This window comes from Microbacterium xylanilyticum (assembly GCF_054654695.1).
Map to the genome: position 1 here is coordinate 3958885 of NZ_BAAIEN010000002.1, position 16769 is coordinate 3975653.

The following is a 16769-nucleotide window of genomic DNA, read 5'->3' on the forward strand; positions in this document are numbered from 1 at the left end:
TCCACGGCGTCCCGCCGCCCTCGAAGGGATCCCCCTCGCACAGGGATCCGCCCCCGAACGGCCCCAGGAGGGCCGTGGACGCGACAGCAGCGATCGGGTGGCGCATTCTGGCATGCCCGCGCTCCGCGTGTCCACATGTGGATAACTTGGGGATATCTCCCCGATCGCACGGCGTGGATTCCCCACACGATGCCCTGATCTGTGGATAACTCGGCGGACAGGATCCTGCCGCCGTCGCCTGCGACCCCTGTGTTTCCGCATGATCTCCACAAGTCACAGACGTGTAGTTCCCTACGGCCGCAAAGCATCCCCAGAGTTATCCACAGTATCCACAGCCGTTAACACCGTTAAGAACTCCATTCGAATCTCCGGCCATCGATCACCTCCCGGAGCCGGGCTGGGGATGGATCCGGATCCGGAGGGCTCCGATCTGGACGCGACGCCACGTGGCATTAGCATGGGATCCCCTGGTGTGTGCCAGCGGACCGTGGGCGCGTTCGACGCGACCCCGCGGATTCAGACGACGGAGGAGCGCCGGTGAGGTTCCAGGTCAATCGCGATGTCTTCAGCGAAGCAGTGTCCTTCGTCGTCAAGCTCCTGCCCCAGCGCAACCCGCAGCCGATCCTGGCCGGTGTGCTGATCGAGGCGGGCGACGACGGCCTCACCCTCTCCGCCTTCGACTACGAGGCTTCGGCGCGGACCACCATCGAGGCGACCGTCGACGAGCCCGGCACGATCCTCGTGCACGGGCGGCTGCTGTCCGACATCGCGAGCCGTCTGCCCAACGCGCCGATCGAGATCGCGGTCGAGGAGGACGGCGGCGTCGCCGTGCGCTGCGGATCCGCGCGGTTCACCCTCGCCGCCATGCCGGTCGAGGAGTACCCGTCGATCCCCGAGGTCTCCGGCACCAGCGGCCTGGTCCCGGCCGAGGAGTTCGGCACGGCGATCGCGCAGGTCGCCTTCGCCGCCTCCCGTGACGACGTCACCCCGGTGCTGACCGGCGTGCAGCTCGAGGTCAGCGAGAACACGCTGAGCCTCGTGGCCACCGACCGTTACCGGGTGTCGCTGCGCGACGTGCCGTGGGACGGCGAGGCGTCCGAGCAGACCGCGCTCGTCCCTGCCCGCACCCTGCAGGAGGTCGGCAAGACCTTCGGCCACGCCGGCACCATCCAGATCTCGTTCTCCGGTGCCGGCGACCGCGAGATCATCGCGTTCACCGCGGGCAACAAGACCGTCACCTCGCTGCTGATCAAGGGCAACTTCCCGCCGGTGCGTCGCCTCTTCCCCGAGCAGACCGACCACCACGCCGTCGTCAACACCGCCGACCTCACCGAGGCGGTGCGCCGCGTGGCCCTGGTGCTGGACCGCTCCGCACCGCTGCGGTTCACGTTCGACACATCGTCGGTCACGATGGACGCGTCGGGCGGCGAGCAGGCTCGCGCCTCCGAGTCCGTCGACGCGCACCTGAACGGCGAGGACGTCACGCTCGGCCTCAACCCCCAGTACCTGCTGGAGGCCCTGGGCGCCGTGAAGAGCGAGTTCGTGCGCGTCACGTTCACGTCCTCCGACAACGCGAACAAGCTCAGCCCCGTACTGATCACCAGCCAGACCTCGGTCGACAAGGCCGGGCTGGACTCGTTCAAGTACCTGCTGCAGCCCAACCTGCTGCTGCGCTGATGCGGCTGGATCCGATCGATCCCGCGTTGGCGGCGCGGATCGTCGCCCGGGAAGAGCGCGCCGGTGACGACTGGCATCCGGAGTACCCGTTCGAGGACGAGCTCGTGCCGCTGCGCTCGCTGGCCGCGAGCGACAGCGCGGATCCGGTGTTCACGCTGTACGCGATCCGGGACGACGACGGCCTCGCGGTCGGCGGCTTCGGCTTCTTCGGCCCTCCCGACGAGAGCGGCACCGTCGAGTTCGGCTACGGTCTCGTGCCCTCGGCGCGCGGACGAGGGCTCGCGACCGCGGCGGTCGTCGAGGGCCTCCGGATCGCCGCCGCGAACGGTGCCGTGCGCGCCATCGCGGACACCGAGGAGAGCAACGCGGCCTCGCTCGCCGTGCTCGCCCGCGCGGGGATGACCGAGACGCGCCGCGAGGGCGGCATGGTCTACGTCGCGCGCGACCTCTGACTCCCGCGCGGCCGGCGTGATCACCACCGCCCCGGCCACCGGATCCGCCCCCCGCGCTGTCGGGGGCCGCGGGTAAGGTTGCTCGGGTGATTGTGGAGCACCTCAGCCTCGTGGACTTCCGCAATTACGCGACCGCCGAGCTCGCGCTGCACCGCGGTCCGAACGTCCTCGTCGGCCGCAACGGCCAGGGCAAGACCAACCTCGCGGAGGCCATCGTCTTCCTCGCGACGCTGGGTTCGCACCGCGTCTCGTCCGATGCGCCGATGGTGCGCGACGGCCAGGAGGCCGCGATCGTCCGTGCACGGCTCGCGCACGGCCAGCGGAAAGTGCTGATCGAGGTGCAGATCAACCGGCAGGGATCCAACAAGGCGCGGATCAACGGCGCACCGGGTCGCACCGCGGACCTCCCCCGCTACGCCCACGTCGTGCTCTTCGCCCCGGAGGACCTGCAGATCGTCCGGGGGGATCCGTCCGCGCGGCGGCGCTTCGCCGACCAGCTGCTGATCCAGCGCACTCCGCGGATGTCCGCCGTGCTCGGCGACTACGACCGCGTGCTCCGACAGCGCACGGCGCTGCTCAAATCGGCGCGGGCGCGCGGCATCAAGGCCGACGCCCTGAGCACGCTCGACGTCTGGGACGACAAGCTCATCGCCCTCGGATCCGAGATCATCGACGCCCGCTCCCGACTCGCCGCGGATCTGCAGCCCGGACTGACCGACGCCTATGCCACGATCGCCGGCGCCGACCACGATCCGCGGCTGCACTGGGCCCAGTCGATCCGCGGCGGCGACCCCGAGGAGGGCGACGACCTTCGACAAGCTCAGGGACCGGAGGAGATCGGCGGAAGCACCGCGGATCTGTTCCGCGCCGCTCTCGCCGCCAAGCGACCGGCCGAGCTCGAGCGCGGTCTGACGCTCGTCGGACCGCATCGCGACGACCTCGTGCTGCGGGTGCGCGACCTCCCGGTCAAGGGGTACGCCTCGCACGGCGAGTCCTGGTCGATCGCCCTCGCCCTGCGGCTCGCGTCCGCGGAGCTGCTGCGCGCGGAGTCGCCGGCCGGGGATCCCGTGCTCATCCTCGACGACGTCTTCGCCGAACTCGACGCCGAGCGCCGGCGGCGGCTCGCCGGCATCACATCGGGGTACGAGCAGGTCCTCGTGACCGCCGCCGTCGAGGAGGACATCCCCGAGGTGCTGCACCGGCATGTGGTCCGCATCTCCGCGGGCACCATCATCGACGAGCGGGATCAGCCCCCGGTTCCTGAGCCCGTCGAAGGGACGTCGCGCACGCCTTCCGTCGCTTCGACGGGCTCAGCGACCGAGTCCGCGCCTCTGGACGACGGGGAGGTGCACGATGACTGAGCACGACGAACCCGAGGTCCCGGAGACCGTCGCGACCTACCTGCGCCTGCGCGGGCTCAAGCCCAGCTCGAAGAACTGGAAGCGCAAGAAGCGCATCGTCGACGACGAGAACGCGCCGTTCACGCCGGGCCGCGATCCGGGATCCCTCGGCGACGTGCTCGCCAAGCTCACCCGCGACGCCGGCTGGGAGGCCGCGCTGAGCCGCGAGGACCTGGTGCTGCAGTGGGCCGAGCTCGCCGGTCCCGACACCGCGAAGCACTCGGAGCCGGTCTCGCTCGAGGGTGGGATGCTCACCGTGAAGTGCGACTCGACGGCCTGGGCCAAGAACCTGCAGTATATGCGCGCCGTGATCATCACCGAGATCGGTCGGCGGTATCCGGAGGCCGGAGTCGAGAACATCCGCTTCGTCGGGCCGGACGTCCCTTCCTGGAAATGGGGTCCCAGAGTCGCTCCAGGGCGCGGTCCGCGCGATACCTACGGGTGAGGCAGGATCCATCCTGTTTCAGGTCTGTTAAGGCGCGCAGAAGCGCGTACAACGAGACAGGAAGGGGTCTTTCCGATAGACTGGGCGCCTAGATCTTCGATGTGGAGCCACCCCTCAGATGACGCCTGAAACCCCCTCTGACGCGAACGAATCGACCCAGACGGGGGCTGAAGCACCCGGATCCGCGAAGACCGGCAGCAGTTCGAGTGCTCCCGCAGGCCAGGCCGCGGAGTACGGGGCCGACTCGATCCAGATCCTCGAGGGTCTCGAGGCCGTCCGCAAGCGTCCCGGCATGTACATCGGGTCCACCGGGCCGCGCGGTCTCCACCACCTCGTCTACGAGATCGTCGACAACTCGGTCGACGAGGCGCTGGCCGGCTACGCGGACACCATCCTGGTCACCCTGCTCGCCGACGGCGGCGTCCGTGTCATCGACAACGGCCGCGGCATCCCGGTCGACCCGCACTCCTCCGACCCCACCAAGTCGACCGTCGAGGTCGTGCTGACGATCCTGCACGCCGGCGGGAAGTTCGGCGGCGGCGCGTACGCGGTCTCCGGTGGTCTGCACGGCGTGGGCTCCTCCGTCGTGAACGCGCTCTCCACCCGCTTCGAGGTCGAGGTCAAGCAGAAGGGCTTCGTCTGGCGGCACAGCTTCGCCGACGGCGGCGCCCCGCAGCAGCAGCTCGAGAAGGGCGAGGCCACGACAGAGACCGGGACGGCGATCACGTTCTGGCCGGACGCGAGCATCTTCCAGGAGACGGTCGAGTTCGACTACGACACTCTGCGCACCCGCTTCCAGCAGATGGCGTTCCTGAACAAGGGGCTGCGCATCGAGCTGCACGACGAGCGCGAGGGAGCGACGGTCGATGAGGAGGTCGAGGGCACGGTCGTCACCCGCCAGCGCTCCGACGTGTTCTTCTACGAGCGCGGGCTCGTCGACTACGTCGAGTACCTCAACCACGTGCGCAAGGCCGATGTGGTCAACGACGAGATCATCGCCTTCGAGTCTGAGGACACGGCACGCAAGATCTCCCTCGAGGTCGCCATGCAGTGGACCACGGGGTACACCGAGAACGTGTTCACCTACGCGAACACGATCAACACGCACGAGGGGGGCACCCACGAGGAGGGCTTCCGCGCGGCGTTGACGACTCTCGTCAACCGCTACGCGCGCGCCAACAACATCCTCAAGGAGAAGGACGACAATCTCACCGGCGACGACGTGCGCGAGGGCCTCACCGCCGTCATCTCGATCAAGCTCGGCGAGCCCCAGTTCGAGGGGCAGACCAAGACCAAGCTCGGCAACACCGAGGCGAAGGCGTTCACGCAGAAGGTCGTCGGCGATCAGCTCGGCGACTGGTTCGACCGCAACCCGAAGCAGGCCAGGAACGTGGTGACCAAGGCCGTCGAGGCCGCGACCGCCCGCCTGGCCGCGCGCAAGGCGCGTGAGACGGCCCGGCGCAAGAGCGTCTTCGAGTCGGCCGCCATGCCCGACAAGCTCAAGGACTGCACGAGCAAGGATCCGTCGATCTCGGAGATCTTCCTCGTGGAGGGAGACTCGGCCGGCGGCTCCGCCGTGCAGGGCCGCGACCCGCACACCCAGGCGATCCTGGCGCTGCGCGGCAAGATCCTGAACGTCGAGCGCGCGCGTCTGGACAAGGCGTTGGCCAACAAAGAGGTCCAGGCGATGATCCAGGCCTTCGGCACGGGCATCGGCGAGGACTTCGATCTCGAAAAGGCGCGCTATCACAAGATCGTGCTGATGGCGGATGCGGACGTCGACGGCCAGCACATCACGACGCTGCTGCTCACGCTGCTGTTCCGCTACATGCGCGGTCTCATCGAGGCCGGCTTCGTGTTCCTCGCGATGCCGCCGCTGTACCGGCTGAAGTGGACGAACGCGCCGCACGAGTACGTGTACTCCGACGCGGAACGCGACGCGCTGCTCCAGGACGGGCTCGCGAACGGCAAGCGGATCCCGAAGGATGCGGGCATCCAGCGCTACAAGGGTCTGGGCGAGATGAACGCCAAGGAGCTGTGGGAGACCACGATGGACCACACCACGCGCACGCTGCGGCAGATCACGATCGACGACGCCGCCGCGGCGGACGAGATCTTCAGCGTGCTGATGGGCGAGGACGTCGAGTCGCGCCGCAGCTTCATCCAGCGCAACGCCAAGGACGTCCGCTTCCTGGACATCTGACCCCCACAACCACACACCACACAAGCGAATATCGGGAGTTTCTCCTTCGTGGCGGAGGAGGGCGCAGGGGTCTCACTGGTCAGGTGCATCGGGAGGGGCCCGCGAAGCGGGAAGGAACCCGCTCTGCTCCTGACCAGTGAGACCCCGGAGCCCGGGCCCCAGGCGGGCAGGACGAGAAGAAGACATGACGGACGAACGAAACGAATCCGAGCACAACCACGGCAAGATCGACCAGGTCGACCTGCAGTCGGAGATGCAGCGGTCGTACCTCGACTACGCGATGGCGGTCATCGTCGGGCGTGCGCTGCCGGACGTGCGCGACGGCCTCAAGCCGGTGCACCGCCGAGTGATCTACGGCATGTACGACGGCGGCTTCCGCCCCGACAAGTCGTTCTCCAAGTGCGCCCGCGTGGTCGGCGAGGTCATGGGTCAGTACCACCCGCACGGCGACTCGGCGATCTACGACACCCTCGTCCGCCTGGTGCAGCCGTGGTCGCTGCGCTACCCGCTCGCACTGGGCCAGGGCAACTTCGGCTCCCCCGGCAACATGGGCGCCGCGGCCCCGCGGTACACCGAGACGAAGATGGCTCCGCTCGCGCTGGAGATGGTGCGCGACATCGAAGAGGAGACCGTCGACTTCTCGCCGAACTACGACGGCCAGACCGAGGAGCCCGACGTCCTGCCGTCGCGCTTCCCGAACCTGCTCGTCAACGGCTCGATCGGCATCGCGGTCGGCATGGCCACGAACATCCCGCCGCACAACCTGCGCGAGGTGGCGGACGCCGCGCTGTGGGCGCTGGAGAACCCGGGGCTCCCCCGCGAGGAGCTGCTCGACGGGCTCATCCAGCGCATCCCCGGCCCCGACTTCCCCACCGGCGCCCAGATCCTCGGCACCAAGGGGATCCACGAGGCGTACCGCACCGGACGCGGATCCATCACGATGCGCGCGGTCGTCGGCGTCGAGGAGATCCAGGGCCGCACGTGCCTGGTGATCACCGAGCTGCCGTACCAGGTGAACCCCGACAACCTCGCGGTGAAGATCGGCGACCTGGCCCGCGAGGGCAAGATCACCGGGATCGCCGACATCCGCGACGAGTCCAGCGACCGCACCGGGCAGCGCCTCGTGATCGTGCTCAAGCGCGACGCGGTCGCCAAGGTCGTGCTGAACAACCTCTACAAGCACACCCAGCTGCAGGACAACTTCGGCGCGAACATGCTGGCGATCGTCGACGGCGTGCCCCGCACCCTCGCGCTCGACGGCTTCATCACGCACTGGCTCGACCACCAGATCGACGTCATCGTGCGCCGCACGAAGTTCCGCCTGGCCAAGGCCGAGGCGCGCATGCACATCCTGCAGGGCTACCTCAAGGCGCTCGATGCGCTCGACGAGGTCATCGCCCTGATCCGCCGCTCGCCCACCGCGCAGGAGGCGAACGAGGGCCTGCAGAAGCTCCTCGACATCGACAGCGACCAGGCCGAAGCCATCCTGCAGATGCAGCTGCGCCGCCTCGCCGCGATGGAGCGTCAGAAGATCATCGACGAGGCCACCGAGCTCGAGGCCCAGATCATCGACTACAAGGAGATCATCGCCGACGAAGGCCGCCAGCGCGGCATCATCCGCGAGGAGCTCACTGCGATCGTCGACCGCTTCGGCGACGAGCGTCGCACGCACATCCTGCACGGCTTCGACGGCGACGTGTCGATGGAAGACCTGATCGCCGAGGAGGAGATGGTCGTCACGGTCACCCGTGAGGGCTACATCAAGCGCACCCGCAGCGACAACTACCGTTCGCAGCACCGCGGCGGCAAGGGCGTGAAGGGTGCGCAGCTGCGCGCCGACGACCTCGTCGAGCACTTCTTCGTGACGACCACGCACCACTGGCTGCTGTTCTTCACCGACAAGGGCCGCGTGTACCGCACCAAGGCGTACGAGATCCCCGAGGCCGGCCGCGACGCCAAGGGCCAGCACGTGGCGAACCTCCTCGCCCTGCAGCCCGAGGAGAAGATCGCGCAGATCCTCGACATCCGCGACTACGAGGCGGCGCAGTACCTGGTGCTCGCCACCCGCGGCGGCCTGGTGAAGAAGAGCCGTCTCGGCGACTACGACACCAACCGCCAGGGCGGCGTCATCGCGATCCGCCTGCGCGAGGACGACGAGCTGGTCAGCGCCTTCCTCGCCGACGCCACCGACGACATCCTGCTCATCAGCCGGCACGGCATGTCGGTGCGGTTCCACGCCACCGACGAGGCGCTGCGCCCGATGGGCCGGGCGACCGAGGGCGTCAAGGGCATGCGGTTCAACGGGGACGACAGTCTGCTGTCCGCGTCCCTGGTCACCGAGGGCGGCTTCGTGTTCGTCGTCACCGACGGCGGCTACGCCAAGCGCACCTCGGTCGACGAGTACCGGGTGCAGGGCCGCGGCGGACAAGGCATCAAGGTCGCGAAACTGAACGATGACCGGGGCATTCTGGCGGGGGGTCTGATCGTCCAGGAGGACGACGAGGTCCTTGTGGTTCTTGCCAGCGGCAAGGTGGTACGCTCTGCCGTGGCCGAGGTGCCGGCGAAGGGTCGCAACACCATGGGCGTGGTTTTCGCCCGGACCGACGAGGACGATCGGATCCTTGCGATCGCCCGGAACACCGAGCGAGGCCTGGCCGACAGCGATGAGTCCGAGGACTCCGGTGCCGCCCCCGAGACCGAAACCCCCGAAGCCCCCGAAGGAACTGACGCATGAGCACGGTAGCCGACAAGCTCGCGAAGAAGTCGTCCCGGAAGACCTCCAGCAAGCAGGTGCGTCTGCGCCTGGTCTACATCGACTTCTGGTCGGCTGTGAAGCTGTCGTTCCTGGGCGCGATCGCGATCGCGATCGTCACGCTCGTGTCGTTCCTGCTGATCTACCTGGTGGTGGATGCGACCGGGCTGATGGGCAAGGCCGACGAGTTCGTCGCGGGCATCGCCGACGGCGCCAAGCTGAGCGCGGTGATCGGCCTGCCTCAGGTGCTCGCCTTCGGATCCGTCTGCGCGATCCTGAACCTCATCGTCTTCACCGTGATGGGCGCGGTCATCGCGGGCATCTACAACTTCGCCGTGAAGATCACCGGCGGACTGCTGGTCGGATTCACCTCGAACTGACGCTGTCGCGGAGGCCCGGTCCCTGAGCTCGTCGAGGGGTCCGGGCCTTCGTCGTTCCCGGCCGGCACCACGCCGGTTGAACGATGGATCTCAAACCACGCCGGTGGTGCCCAGCAGCGTGCCGATGAGCCACGTCGCGGCGAGGGCGAGCGCCCCGCCGATGACGAGCCGGATCGACGAGCGCACCGGGCTGGAGCCGCCGATGCGCGCCGCGAGGGCCCCGGTCGCGGCAAGCGCGACGAGCACGGCTGCGAACGTCACCGGCACACGCCACGCGGGCGGCGGCAGCAGGATCGCCAGCAGCGGCAGGATCGCTCCCGCCGTGAACGCGATCGCCGAGGAGAGCGCGGCATGCCAGGGGTTCACGAGGTCGTCCTGATCGATGCCCAGCTCGACCTCGAGGTGCGCGGCGAGGGCGTCATGGGCCGTGAGCTCGACGGCGACCTGGTGCGCCGTCTGCTCGCTGAGCCCGCGCTGCCGGTAGAGCTCCGTCAGCTCGGCGAGCTCCTGCTCCGGCATGGTGCGCAGCTCCTCCCGCTCCTTCGCGATCAGGGCGTGCTCACTGTCGCGCTGGCTGCTGACCGAGACGTACTCGCCGAGCGCCATCGAGATCGCGCCGCCGATGAGGCCGGCGAGGCCCGCGATCAGCAGTGCCGCGTTGTCGGTCGTCGCACCGGCGACGCCGACGACGAGGGACGCGACCGAGACGATGCCGTCGTTCGCTCCGAGCACCCCGGCGCGCAGCCAGTTCAGGCGCTGTCCCAGCCCGGTGCCGTGCGGCTCGTCGGTGTGCGTCTGGCTCACCACGGCCTCCTCTCGATCGCCCTGTGCGTGCATGCATCCAAATAAGCACGTGTGCGCGCGCTCGTCCATCGAGGGTAGGCATGCATAACCGACCGGGTTCCGGACGAATGCGGTGACATCCGGTCCCTGAGCTCGTCGAAGGGCCCGCATCCGCGGGGCGGACGCTTTCACGGGCTCAGCACCGCGGCGCCGCTTACGGAAAACCCGAACGCGATCCTCGGGATCCCTCCGTTCCACGCCCGCAGGCGCGCCCGTAGCGTGGAGCCATGCCTACAGCACCGTCCTACGCTCCGCCGCCAGTGACCCCGGCCGGTCCGACTCCCCCACCGGCTGCGCGCACCCCGCTGCGCCTGCTCCTCACGATCTTGGAGCTCGCCGCCCTCGGCGTCGTCGGCTCTGCCGTGGTGGGGATCCTCGGCGGCGCCCTCGGCATCGGGTTCGGTCTGAGCATCTTCGGCGTCGGGCTGATCGTGCTGGTCGGCCTCGTGTACGCCCTGTTCGGCATCGGCTGGTTCGAGATCGCCCGCCTGAACGGGCTGTACGGGTTCGACCTGCCGGCGCTGCGCTGGCGGCCCCGCGAACGACCGGGCTTCGGCGGCTGGCTGCTCTCGCTCTGGCGGCAGGCCTACAACGGCCGCATGTGGCGGGCGCTGGCGAACTTCGCCATCGCGTGCGCACTGGGATCCCTCGTGCTCCGCCTCATGACCTGGTTCGGCTGGTCGGCCGTGACGGCCTTCGCGCCCGTGTTCACCGGCGGCGACGTCGACACCGGCTGGGGCACGCGGTACCCGAGTGCCTGGGCGCCGCTCATCGGCGGAGCCGGAGCGGTCGCGGCGGTCGCGGGCATGATCGGCCTGGCGCTGCTGCACCGCGTGATCTCCCGTGGGATCGTGGCGACCCCGGACCGCAACCTCGACCTCAGCGAGCAGGTGCGCACCACCACCGCGCAGCGGGCCGGCGCCGTGCGCGCCGCCGATGTGGAGCGCACCCGGATCGAGCGCGATCTGCACGACGGCGTCCAGCCGCGGCTGGTGTCGGTGGGGATGACCCTCGGCATGGCGCAGCAGAAGATCGACACGGATCCAGAGGCGGCGAAGGCGCTCATCGCCGAGGCGCACACCTCGACGAAGGCGGCGATCACCGAGCTGCGGCAGCTCGCGCGGGGGATCCACGCGTCTGTGCTCGACGACCGCGGACTCGACGCTGCCCTCTCGGCGCTGGCCGGCCGGTCGCCGGTGCCCGTCGTCCTCGACGTGCGGCTCGACGGGCGCTGCTCCCGCGACGCCGAGGCTGCCGTGTACTTCGCCATCGCGGAGTCGCTGACGAATGCGGCCAAGCACTCCCGCGCGAGCGAGTGCCGCGTGGTCGTGCGGGTGCGCGACGGCGGCACGCTGTGGGCGCGCGTGGAGGACAACGGCGTGGGCGGTGCGACCGTCGTGCCCGGCGGCGGCCTCGACGGGATCGGCAACCGGGTGCTCGCCGCGGGCGGCACGATCCGCCTGGACAGCCCGTCGGGCGGTCCGACCAGCCTGGAGGTGAGCGTCCCGTGCGCATCCTGATCGTCGAGGACTCCGTGCTGCTGCGCGAGGGGCTCGTCCGCCTCCTCGAGGACGCGGGCCACACCGTGGTCGCCGCCCTCCCCGACGCCACCGCGCTCGACGAGACGGTCGATGACACCGACCCCGAGCTCTGCATCCTCGACGTGCGCCTGCCGCCTTCGTTCGTGGACGAGGGGATCCGCGCCGCCCTGTCCTTGCGCCGGCGCCTCCCGCAGCTGCCGCTGCTCGTGCTCTCGCAGTACGTCGAGGAGCGGTACGCATCCGACCTCATCGTGGCGCAGGGCGCCGCGGGGCCGCTCGGCTACCTGCTCAAGGACCGGGTCGCCGACGTGACCGAGTTCATCGAGTCGGTGGAGCGCATCGCGTCCGGGTCCACAGTGTTGGATCCGGAGGTCGTGGCGCAGCTGCTCACCCGGCGCAACCAGGACGACCGGATGCGCAGCCTCACCGAGCGCGAGCGCACCGTGCTCGCGATGATCGCGGAGGGCCGGTCGAACCAGGCGATCGCCGGCACGCTGTTCCTCTCCGAGGCCAGCGTCGAGAAGCACATCACCGCCATCTTCCAGAAGCTCGGGCTCGAACCCGACGAGTCCGGCAACCGCCGGGTGCTCGCCGCGATCGCCCACATCTCCAGCACCGGCCTCGGCGCAGGCCCGGCCGGGCACGCACAGACGGGAACGACCCGATGACGAACCTCACTCCTCCTGCCCCCGGACCGGATCCGCTCGGCGCCGAGGCGCCGGAGCACGACGCACCTCCGGCGCCGCCGGAGACGTCGGTCGTGCCGTCGGCGGCCGCGGCCCGGCCTGCTCGCGGCGCTCTCACCGCCATCACGATCGCCGCGGCGATCATCGGCGGCGGCGCGCTCGTCACCGTCGGAGGCACCTCGGCCTTCGCGGCGATGAACCAGGTCACCACGGGCGACGGCTCGTTCCGCAGCAGCACGACCGCTGACGCCCGCGGCGTCACCACGCTGAAGGTCGACGTCGGCCGGGGAGACGCGACCATCCGCTTCGGCGATGTGACAGCGGCGCAGATGACCGTCAACGGCCAGGGCGCGAGCGACTGGAGGATGCGCCGCGACGGCGACGTGCTCCGGGTGGATCGTCCCGGCGCGCCGTTCGGATGGTGGATCGGCGGCTGGTTCGGGGCGGATCCGCAGATGACGCTCACCCTCCCCCGCGAGCTGGAGGGAGAGGTGACCGGCGACCTGTCGCTCGACGCCGGATCCCTGACCTCCGAGGGGCGCTTCGACACGCTCTCGGCGACCGTGAGCGCCGGATCGCTGACCGTCGACGGCGGTGCCGACTCGGTCACCACGCGGATCAGCGCGGGGTCCGCGACGCTGCGCCTGGAGGATGTGACCACCGCGAATCTGTCGATGTCGGCCGGCGACATGAACGCCGTCATCACCGGGTCCCAGCCCGACCTCGTCCGGCTCGACGTCAGCGCGGGGGCCATGGACGTCACGCTGCCGTCCGGGCGGTACGACCTGTCCAAGGACACCTCTGCGGGGAACCTGGACGCGCGGATCCAGACCGACCCGTCGTCGTCGCACCGGGTCGAGTCGATGCTGTCCGCGGGCAGCATCACGATCCGCGAGGGGAACTGAGCCGCCTCGATTTCGTGATCGCGCCGCCGTCGGGTAAAGTCTTGGAGGTTGATACGGGGCTATAGCTCAGGCGGTTAGAGCGCTTCACTGATAATGAAGAGGTCCCAGGTTCAAGTCCTGGTAGCCCCACCGACACATGAGCGGATCCGAGAAATCGGATCCGCTCATTCGGTCGAAACCCGCCGTCTCAGGCACGGGGCCTTAGCTCAGTTGGTAGAGCGCCTGCTTTGCAAGCAGGATGTCAGGAGTTCGAATCTCCTAGGCTCCACAGTTCCCTCCCGCGGCATCCTTTCCCCTGCAGGATGCGGCTGTTCCCGGATCCCCTCGTCGCCCGGTTCGGTGCGCAACGGACGGGCCCGCGGGCGCGAATCCCTGACTCGGGAAAAGCTCTTGACAAAGGATCCCTTCGGGTGGATTCTGTGCGCAGCGGGCGCGGGCGCGGGCGGCCCCTGAGTCGAACAGTCCCATCACGCATCCAGCACATCGTGTATCGAGACCGGCCGTTGTCCGAGATCAACTCACTGGGGAGTGAAATCACGATGAGAAAACTGGGATGGATCGGCGTGCCCGCAGCTCTGGGCCTCGCGGTCGCGACGCTGGCGGCAGGGCCTGCGAGCGCCGCGAGCCCGAACGGCAGCACCGTCACGTCGACGCAGAACTACCACGGCGTCTTCTACGAGCCTGCGGCGAGCAACCCGTGCACGGGGGACACGTTCAACGGCGGCCAAGGGATCCGGTTCGACGGCAACATGGTCGGCCACATCACCTTCTTCACGGCCAGCGACGAGGTCTGGCTCACGTTCACCGAGACCGGCACGATCTGGGGCGTCGATGACGGGACCGGTGCCACGATCAGCGGCCGGGCCACGGCCTGGGGCAACCTCAACATGAACGAGAGGAATGCGAACAGCGAGTTCACGCTCACGATCCACGCCACCGGATCCGACGGCTCCACGATCACGGCGCACGACACGGCGGTATGGGTGATGAACGCCGACGGAAGCGTCAGCGTGAGCCTGGACCGGCTGAACCTGACCTGCGGATAGGAGGCCTTCCAGTGCGGGACGCGGACCGCGTCCCGCAGGGGTCGTTTATCGCACAGAGGACGGGGCCGGCGGATGTCGCCGGCCCCGTCCTCCCTGCTTCTCAGCAGTGCACCGCCGGGTTGAAGTCGGCGAACAGCCCCGCAGGATTGTGCGCACCGACCCACACATGAAGGTCGTAGTGCGTCGGCATGCCCGGGCTGTGACCGGGCATCGGCCCGTCGAACGGCTGGGAGCCGAACGTCGGCGTCGGCTGACCCAGGTCCGGCTCGTAGAACTCCGCGGCCCACAGCTCGGTCCGTCCCGACGCCGACGTGCCGTACGTCAGCATCGGCGGATACGACGGGTCGACGACACCGGGATGAACCAGCGCCGGATTCAGGTAGTGCACTCCCATGGCGCCGTCGGGCCCCTCGACGCACTCGCCGAGGGGGATGTAACCGGCGGCGATCGCGTCCTCTGCGGTCTTCAGGTGCGCCGCGGCGGCGCGGACCTGCGCCACCATCTGCTCGGTCGTCGCGTCCGAAGGACTTGCCGCCTGTGCGCCCGAGGCGGTCGTGGCGATGGTCGCGATCGCGAGCACCGCGGTCGCGGCAGCTGTGATGGTGATTCTCATGGTGATTCCTTTCGTGGTTGGTCGGTCAGGTGGGTTCAGAGGTCAGCGTCCGCCGACGGAGTGCGCGGCGATCCAGAGCCGGCGCGGGTCGTAGAGTCCGCGGACGCGGATCAGCCGCTCCCAGGCGACGTTCTCGTACATGGAGGCCGCATCCGTCGGGTGCTCGGCGAAGTTGGGGTATCCGGCGCCGGGGAGAGCCCAGGCGGAGAGCGCCTCCACGACCGCAGACGTGGTGACCCGGCCGAGTTCGGCCAGCTCAGGAGTCGGTGCGATCTGCAGGGCGAGCACTGCGTAGTCGCCGGGCAGGTGCGACAGCGCCGCGTCGGCCGGCCGCGACAGCGCCCCGCCCAAGTGGCGCAGCTCCGCGAACATGAGCGGGATGTCGGCCGTGGGCCCCGCCGCGGCCAGCAGCGCGTCGACCGCGTCGTCGTCGATGGTGCGCAGCAGCCGGTGCGCGCTCACGGCGGGGGTCGGCATCGGCGGATCCATGTGCACCTGCAGCAGGTCCTGCGCGGGAATCCGGGTGAACGTGTCCATCTCGGGCGCCAGCGCGCGCAATGGACCCAGCAGTGCGGCGGCCGTCTCGTCGTCCTCGTGGACCGCGCCGTCGATCACGACCAGTCGCCGGCCGGAGAGGAACGGAGGCAGCTCCGGCATCTCCGGGAACCGCATCAGGCGCAGGTTGGTCGTCGCGGACTCCGGAGCCGTCTTCGTCCACGCGATCCACGCCGGGAGCACCTCCGGGGCGCGGTCCAGGTCCCACAGCAGCATCCCCGCGCAGATGTCCGGGATCGGCAGCAGGTCGAGCTCGATGGCCACTACGGCGCCGAAGTTGCCGCCGCCGCCGCGCAAAGCCCAGAACAGGTCGGGATGCTCCGTCGCGCTGGCTCGGACAAGCAGGCCCGAAGCGGTCACCACCTCGAACGCGCGGACCGTGCTGTGAGCGAGACCGTGCTCACGGGCGTAGAAGGACAGTCCGCCGCTCAGTACGTAGCCGGCAACGGCGACGTCCCCCGCGCTGCCGTGCATGGCGGTGAGCCCGTGCGGAGCGGCGGCGGCGATCACGTCCTGCCAGAGCGTGCCGCCCAGCACCCGGGCCGTACGGGCGACGGGGTCGACGGTCACGCCGGTGAGGGCATGCAGGCGCAGCAGCACCGTACTGGCGAGATCGACGTCGCCGAGCGCGGTCGCCAGGTGCCCGGTGCTCTGCGGGACGACGCGCAGCCGGAGTTCGGCGGCGATGCGCACCACGCGCTGCACGTCGGCGATGCTCTCGGGTATCGCGACCGCGGCGGGTTCCTGGCGTGCGGCGAGGTTCCAGGGTCGGGCGGCTTCGGCGAAACCGTCGTCCCAGGGCAGCAGGACGCAGCGCAGCGCCATGAGAGCGCTGATGTCGGTTGCGGGGATGGTCATGATGATTCCTTTCGATGCGGGTGCGACCGCTGGGTCGGACCCTGAGGGTGTGCGATGGTCGGCGACGATCTCGGCCAGCAGGCCGATCAACGCCCCCGGCGGATCCGGAGCCGCGCGGACGACCTCGATCGTCGCCGCGGCGTGAAGCCGGCAGAGTTCCTCCGCCACGATCCCGACGATGTCGCCGGCCGTCACGGCCGCAGGGAGGAGCAGGCGCACCGCTCGCAGGTCCGTCGCAGGGATCCCGCGGGTGGCGAGTTGCTCTTCGAGGCGGCGCACGGCCAGACAGGTCTGGGCGACGGCGTCTTCCGCATGCAGCAGGACGCCGTCGTCGTCGACCGGGGCGGAGGCGATGGTGGAGATCACAGCACCCGAGCCTGGGCCGTGCCACCGGCTGGGACCATCCCAGAAGG

At 69.5% G+C, this 16769-nt stretch carries 14 protein-coding genes and 2 tRNA genes; 13 read left to right on the forward strand and 3 right to left on the reverse strand.

Features of this window, described 5'->3' with window-relative positions; genetic code table 11:
- Positions 1–537 precede the first annotated feature (537 nt).
- The 7 genes from dnaN to ACYQ1L_RS19655 all read left to right on the forward strand — a co-directional run bounded on the left by dnaN (position 538) and on the right by ACYQ1L_RS19655 (position 9309).
- Positions 538–1677, forward strand: coding sequence for a DNA polymerase III subunit beta (gene dnaN / locus ACYQ1L_RS19625; protein ID WP_159575135.1), 1140 nt, complete (start codon positions 538–540; stop codon positions 1675–1677).
- Positions 1677–2129, forward strand: coding sequence for a GNAT family N-acetyltransferase (locus ACYQ1L_RS19630; RefSeq protein ID WP_460005652.1), 453 nt, complete (start codon positions 1677–1679; stop codon positions 2127–2129). The genes dnaN and ACYQ1L_RS19630 overlap by 1 nt, the downstream gene beginning before the upstream one ends.
- An 86-nt stretch (positions 2130–2215) precedes the next feature.
- Positions 2216–3490: a DNA replication/repair protein RecF gene (recF, locus tag ACYQ1L_RS19635; RefSeq protein ID WP_460005653.1), complete on the forward strand. Its 1275-nt coding sequence runs from the start codon at positions 2216–2218 to the stop codon at positions 3488–3490.
- Positions 3483–3974, forward strand: coding sequence for a DciA family protein (locus ACYQ1L_RS19640; RefSeq protein ID WP_460005654.1), 492 nt, complete (start codon positions 3483–3485; stop codon positions 3972–3974). Before recF ends, ACYQ1L_RS19640 begins: the two co-directional genes overlap by 8 nt.
- Before the next feature lie 118 nt (positions 3975–4092).
- Positions 4093–6177 (forward strand): DNA topoisomerase (ATP-hydrolyzing) subunit B, encoded by a 2085-nt coding sequence (gyrB, locus tag ACYQ1L_RS19645; protein WP_460005655.1) that lies wholly within the window; start codon positions 4093–4095, stop codon positions 6175–6177.
- Positions 6178–6361: 184 nt separating this feature from the next.
- The gene (gene gyrA / locus ACYQ1L_RS19650; RefSeq protein ID WP_460005656.1) at positions 6362–8911 is read left to right on the forward strand and encodes a DNA gyrase subunit A; all 2550 of its coding nucleotides are present in this window, start codon (positions 6362–6364) and stop codon (positions 8909–8911) included.
- A complete protein-coding gene (locus tag ACYQ1L_RS19655) occupies positions 8908–9309 on the forward strand; it encodes a DUF3566 domain-containing protein (RefSeq protein WP_159575129.1) in 402 nt (133 codons plus the stop codon). Before gyrA ends, ACYQ1L_RS19655 begins: the two co-directional genes overlap by 4 nt.
- A 90-nt stretch (positions 9310–9399) precedes the next feature.
- On the opposite strand, the gene ACYQ1L_RS19660 is transcribed toward ACYQ1L_RS19655, so the two are convergent.
- The gene (locus ACYQ1L_RS19660; RefSeq protein ID WP_460005657.1) at positions 9400–10146 is read right to left on the reverse strand and encodes a VIT1/CCC1 transporter family protein; all 747 of its coding nucleotides are present in this window, start codon (positions 10144–10146) and stop codon (positions 9400–9402) included.
- A 233-nt stretch (positions 10147–10379) separates the two neighbouring features.
- Between ACYQ1L_RS19660 and ACYQ1L_RS19665 the strand changes: the two genes are divergently transcribed.
- From ACYQ1L_RS19665 to ACYQ1L_RS19690, 6 genes are all read left to right on the forward strand, one after another.
- The gene (locus ACYQ1L_RS19665) at positions 10380–11672 is read left to right on the forward strand and encodes a sensor histidine kinase (protein ID WP_460005658.1); all 1293 of its coding nucleotides are present in this window, start codon (positions 10380–10382) and stop codon (positions 11670–11672) included.
- Positions 11660–12361 carry a LuxR C-terminal-related transcriptional regulator gene (locus ACYQ1L_RS19670; RefSeq protein ID WP_460005659.1) on the forward strand — a complete coding sequence of 234 codons (702 nt, stop codon included), beginning with the start codon at positions 11660–11662 and terminating at the stop codon, positions 12359–12361. The genes ACYQ1L_RS19665 and ACYQ1L_RS19670 overlap by 13 nt, the downstream gene beginning before the upstream one ends.
- Positions 12358–13284 carry a DUF4097 family beta strand repeat-containing protein gene (locus ACYQ1L_RS19675; RefSeq protein ID WP_460005660.1) on the forward strand — a complete coding sequence of 309 codons (927 nt, stop codon included), beginning with the start codon at positions 12358–12360 and terminating at the stop codon, positions 13282–13284. The genes ACYQ1L_RS19670 and ACYQ1L_RS19675 overlap by 4 nt, the downstream gene beginning before the upstream one ends.
- Before the next feature lie 55 nt (positions 13285–13339).
- Positions 13340–13413 (forward strand) — tRNA-Ile (locus ACYQ1L_RS19680).
- A gap of 66 nt (positions 13414–13479) precedes the next feature.
- Positions 13480–13552 (forward strand) — tRNA-Ala (locus tag ACYQ1L_RS19685).
- 295 nt (positions 13553–13847) lie between these two features.
- Positions 13848–14330 (forward strand): hypothetical protein, encoded by a 483-nt coding sequence (locus ACYQ1L_RS19690; protein WP_460005661.1) that lies wholly within the window; start codon positions 13848–13850, stop codon positions 14328–14330.
- 100 nt (positions 14331–14430) lie between these two features.
- Here the strand turns inward: ACYQ1L_RS19690 and ACYQ1L_RS19695 are convergent, their stop codons facing one another.
- Both ACYQ1L_RS19695 and ACYQ1L_RS19700 read right to left on the reverse strand, forming a co-directional pair.
- Positions 14431–14943: a hypothetical protein gene (locus tag ACYQ1L_RS19695; protein WP_460005662.1), complete on the reverse strand. Its 513-nt coding sequence runs from the start codon at positions 14941–14943 to the stop codon at positions 14431–14433.
- A gap of 42 nt (positions 14944–14985) precedes the next feature.
- A complete protein-coding gene (locus ACYQ1L_RS19700; RefSeq protein WP_460005663.1) occupies positions 14986–16722 on the reverse strand; it encodes an FAD-binding oxidoreductase in 1737 nt (578 codons plus the stop codon).
- Positions 16723–16769 lie beyond the last annotated feature (47 nt).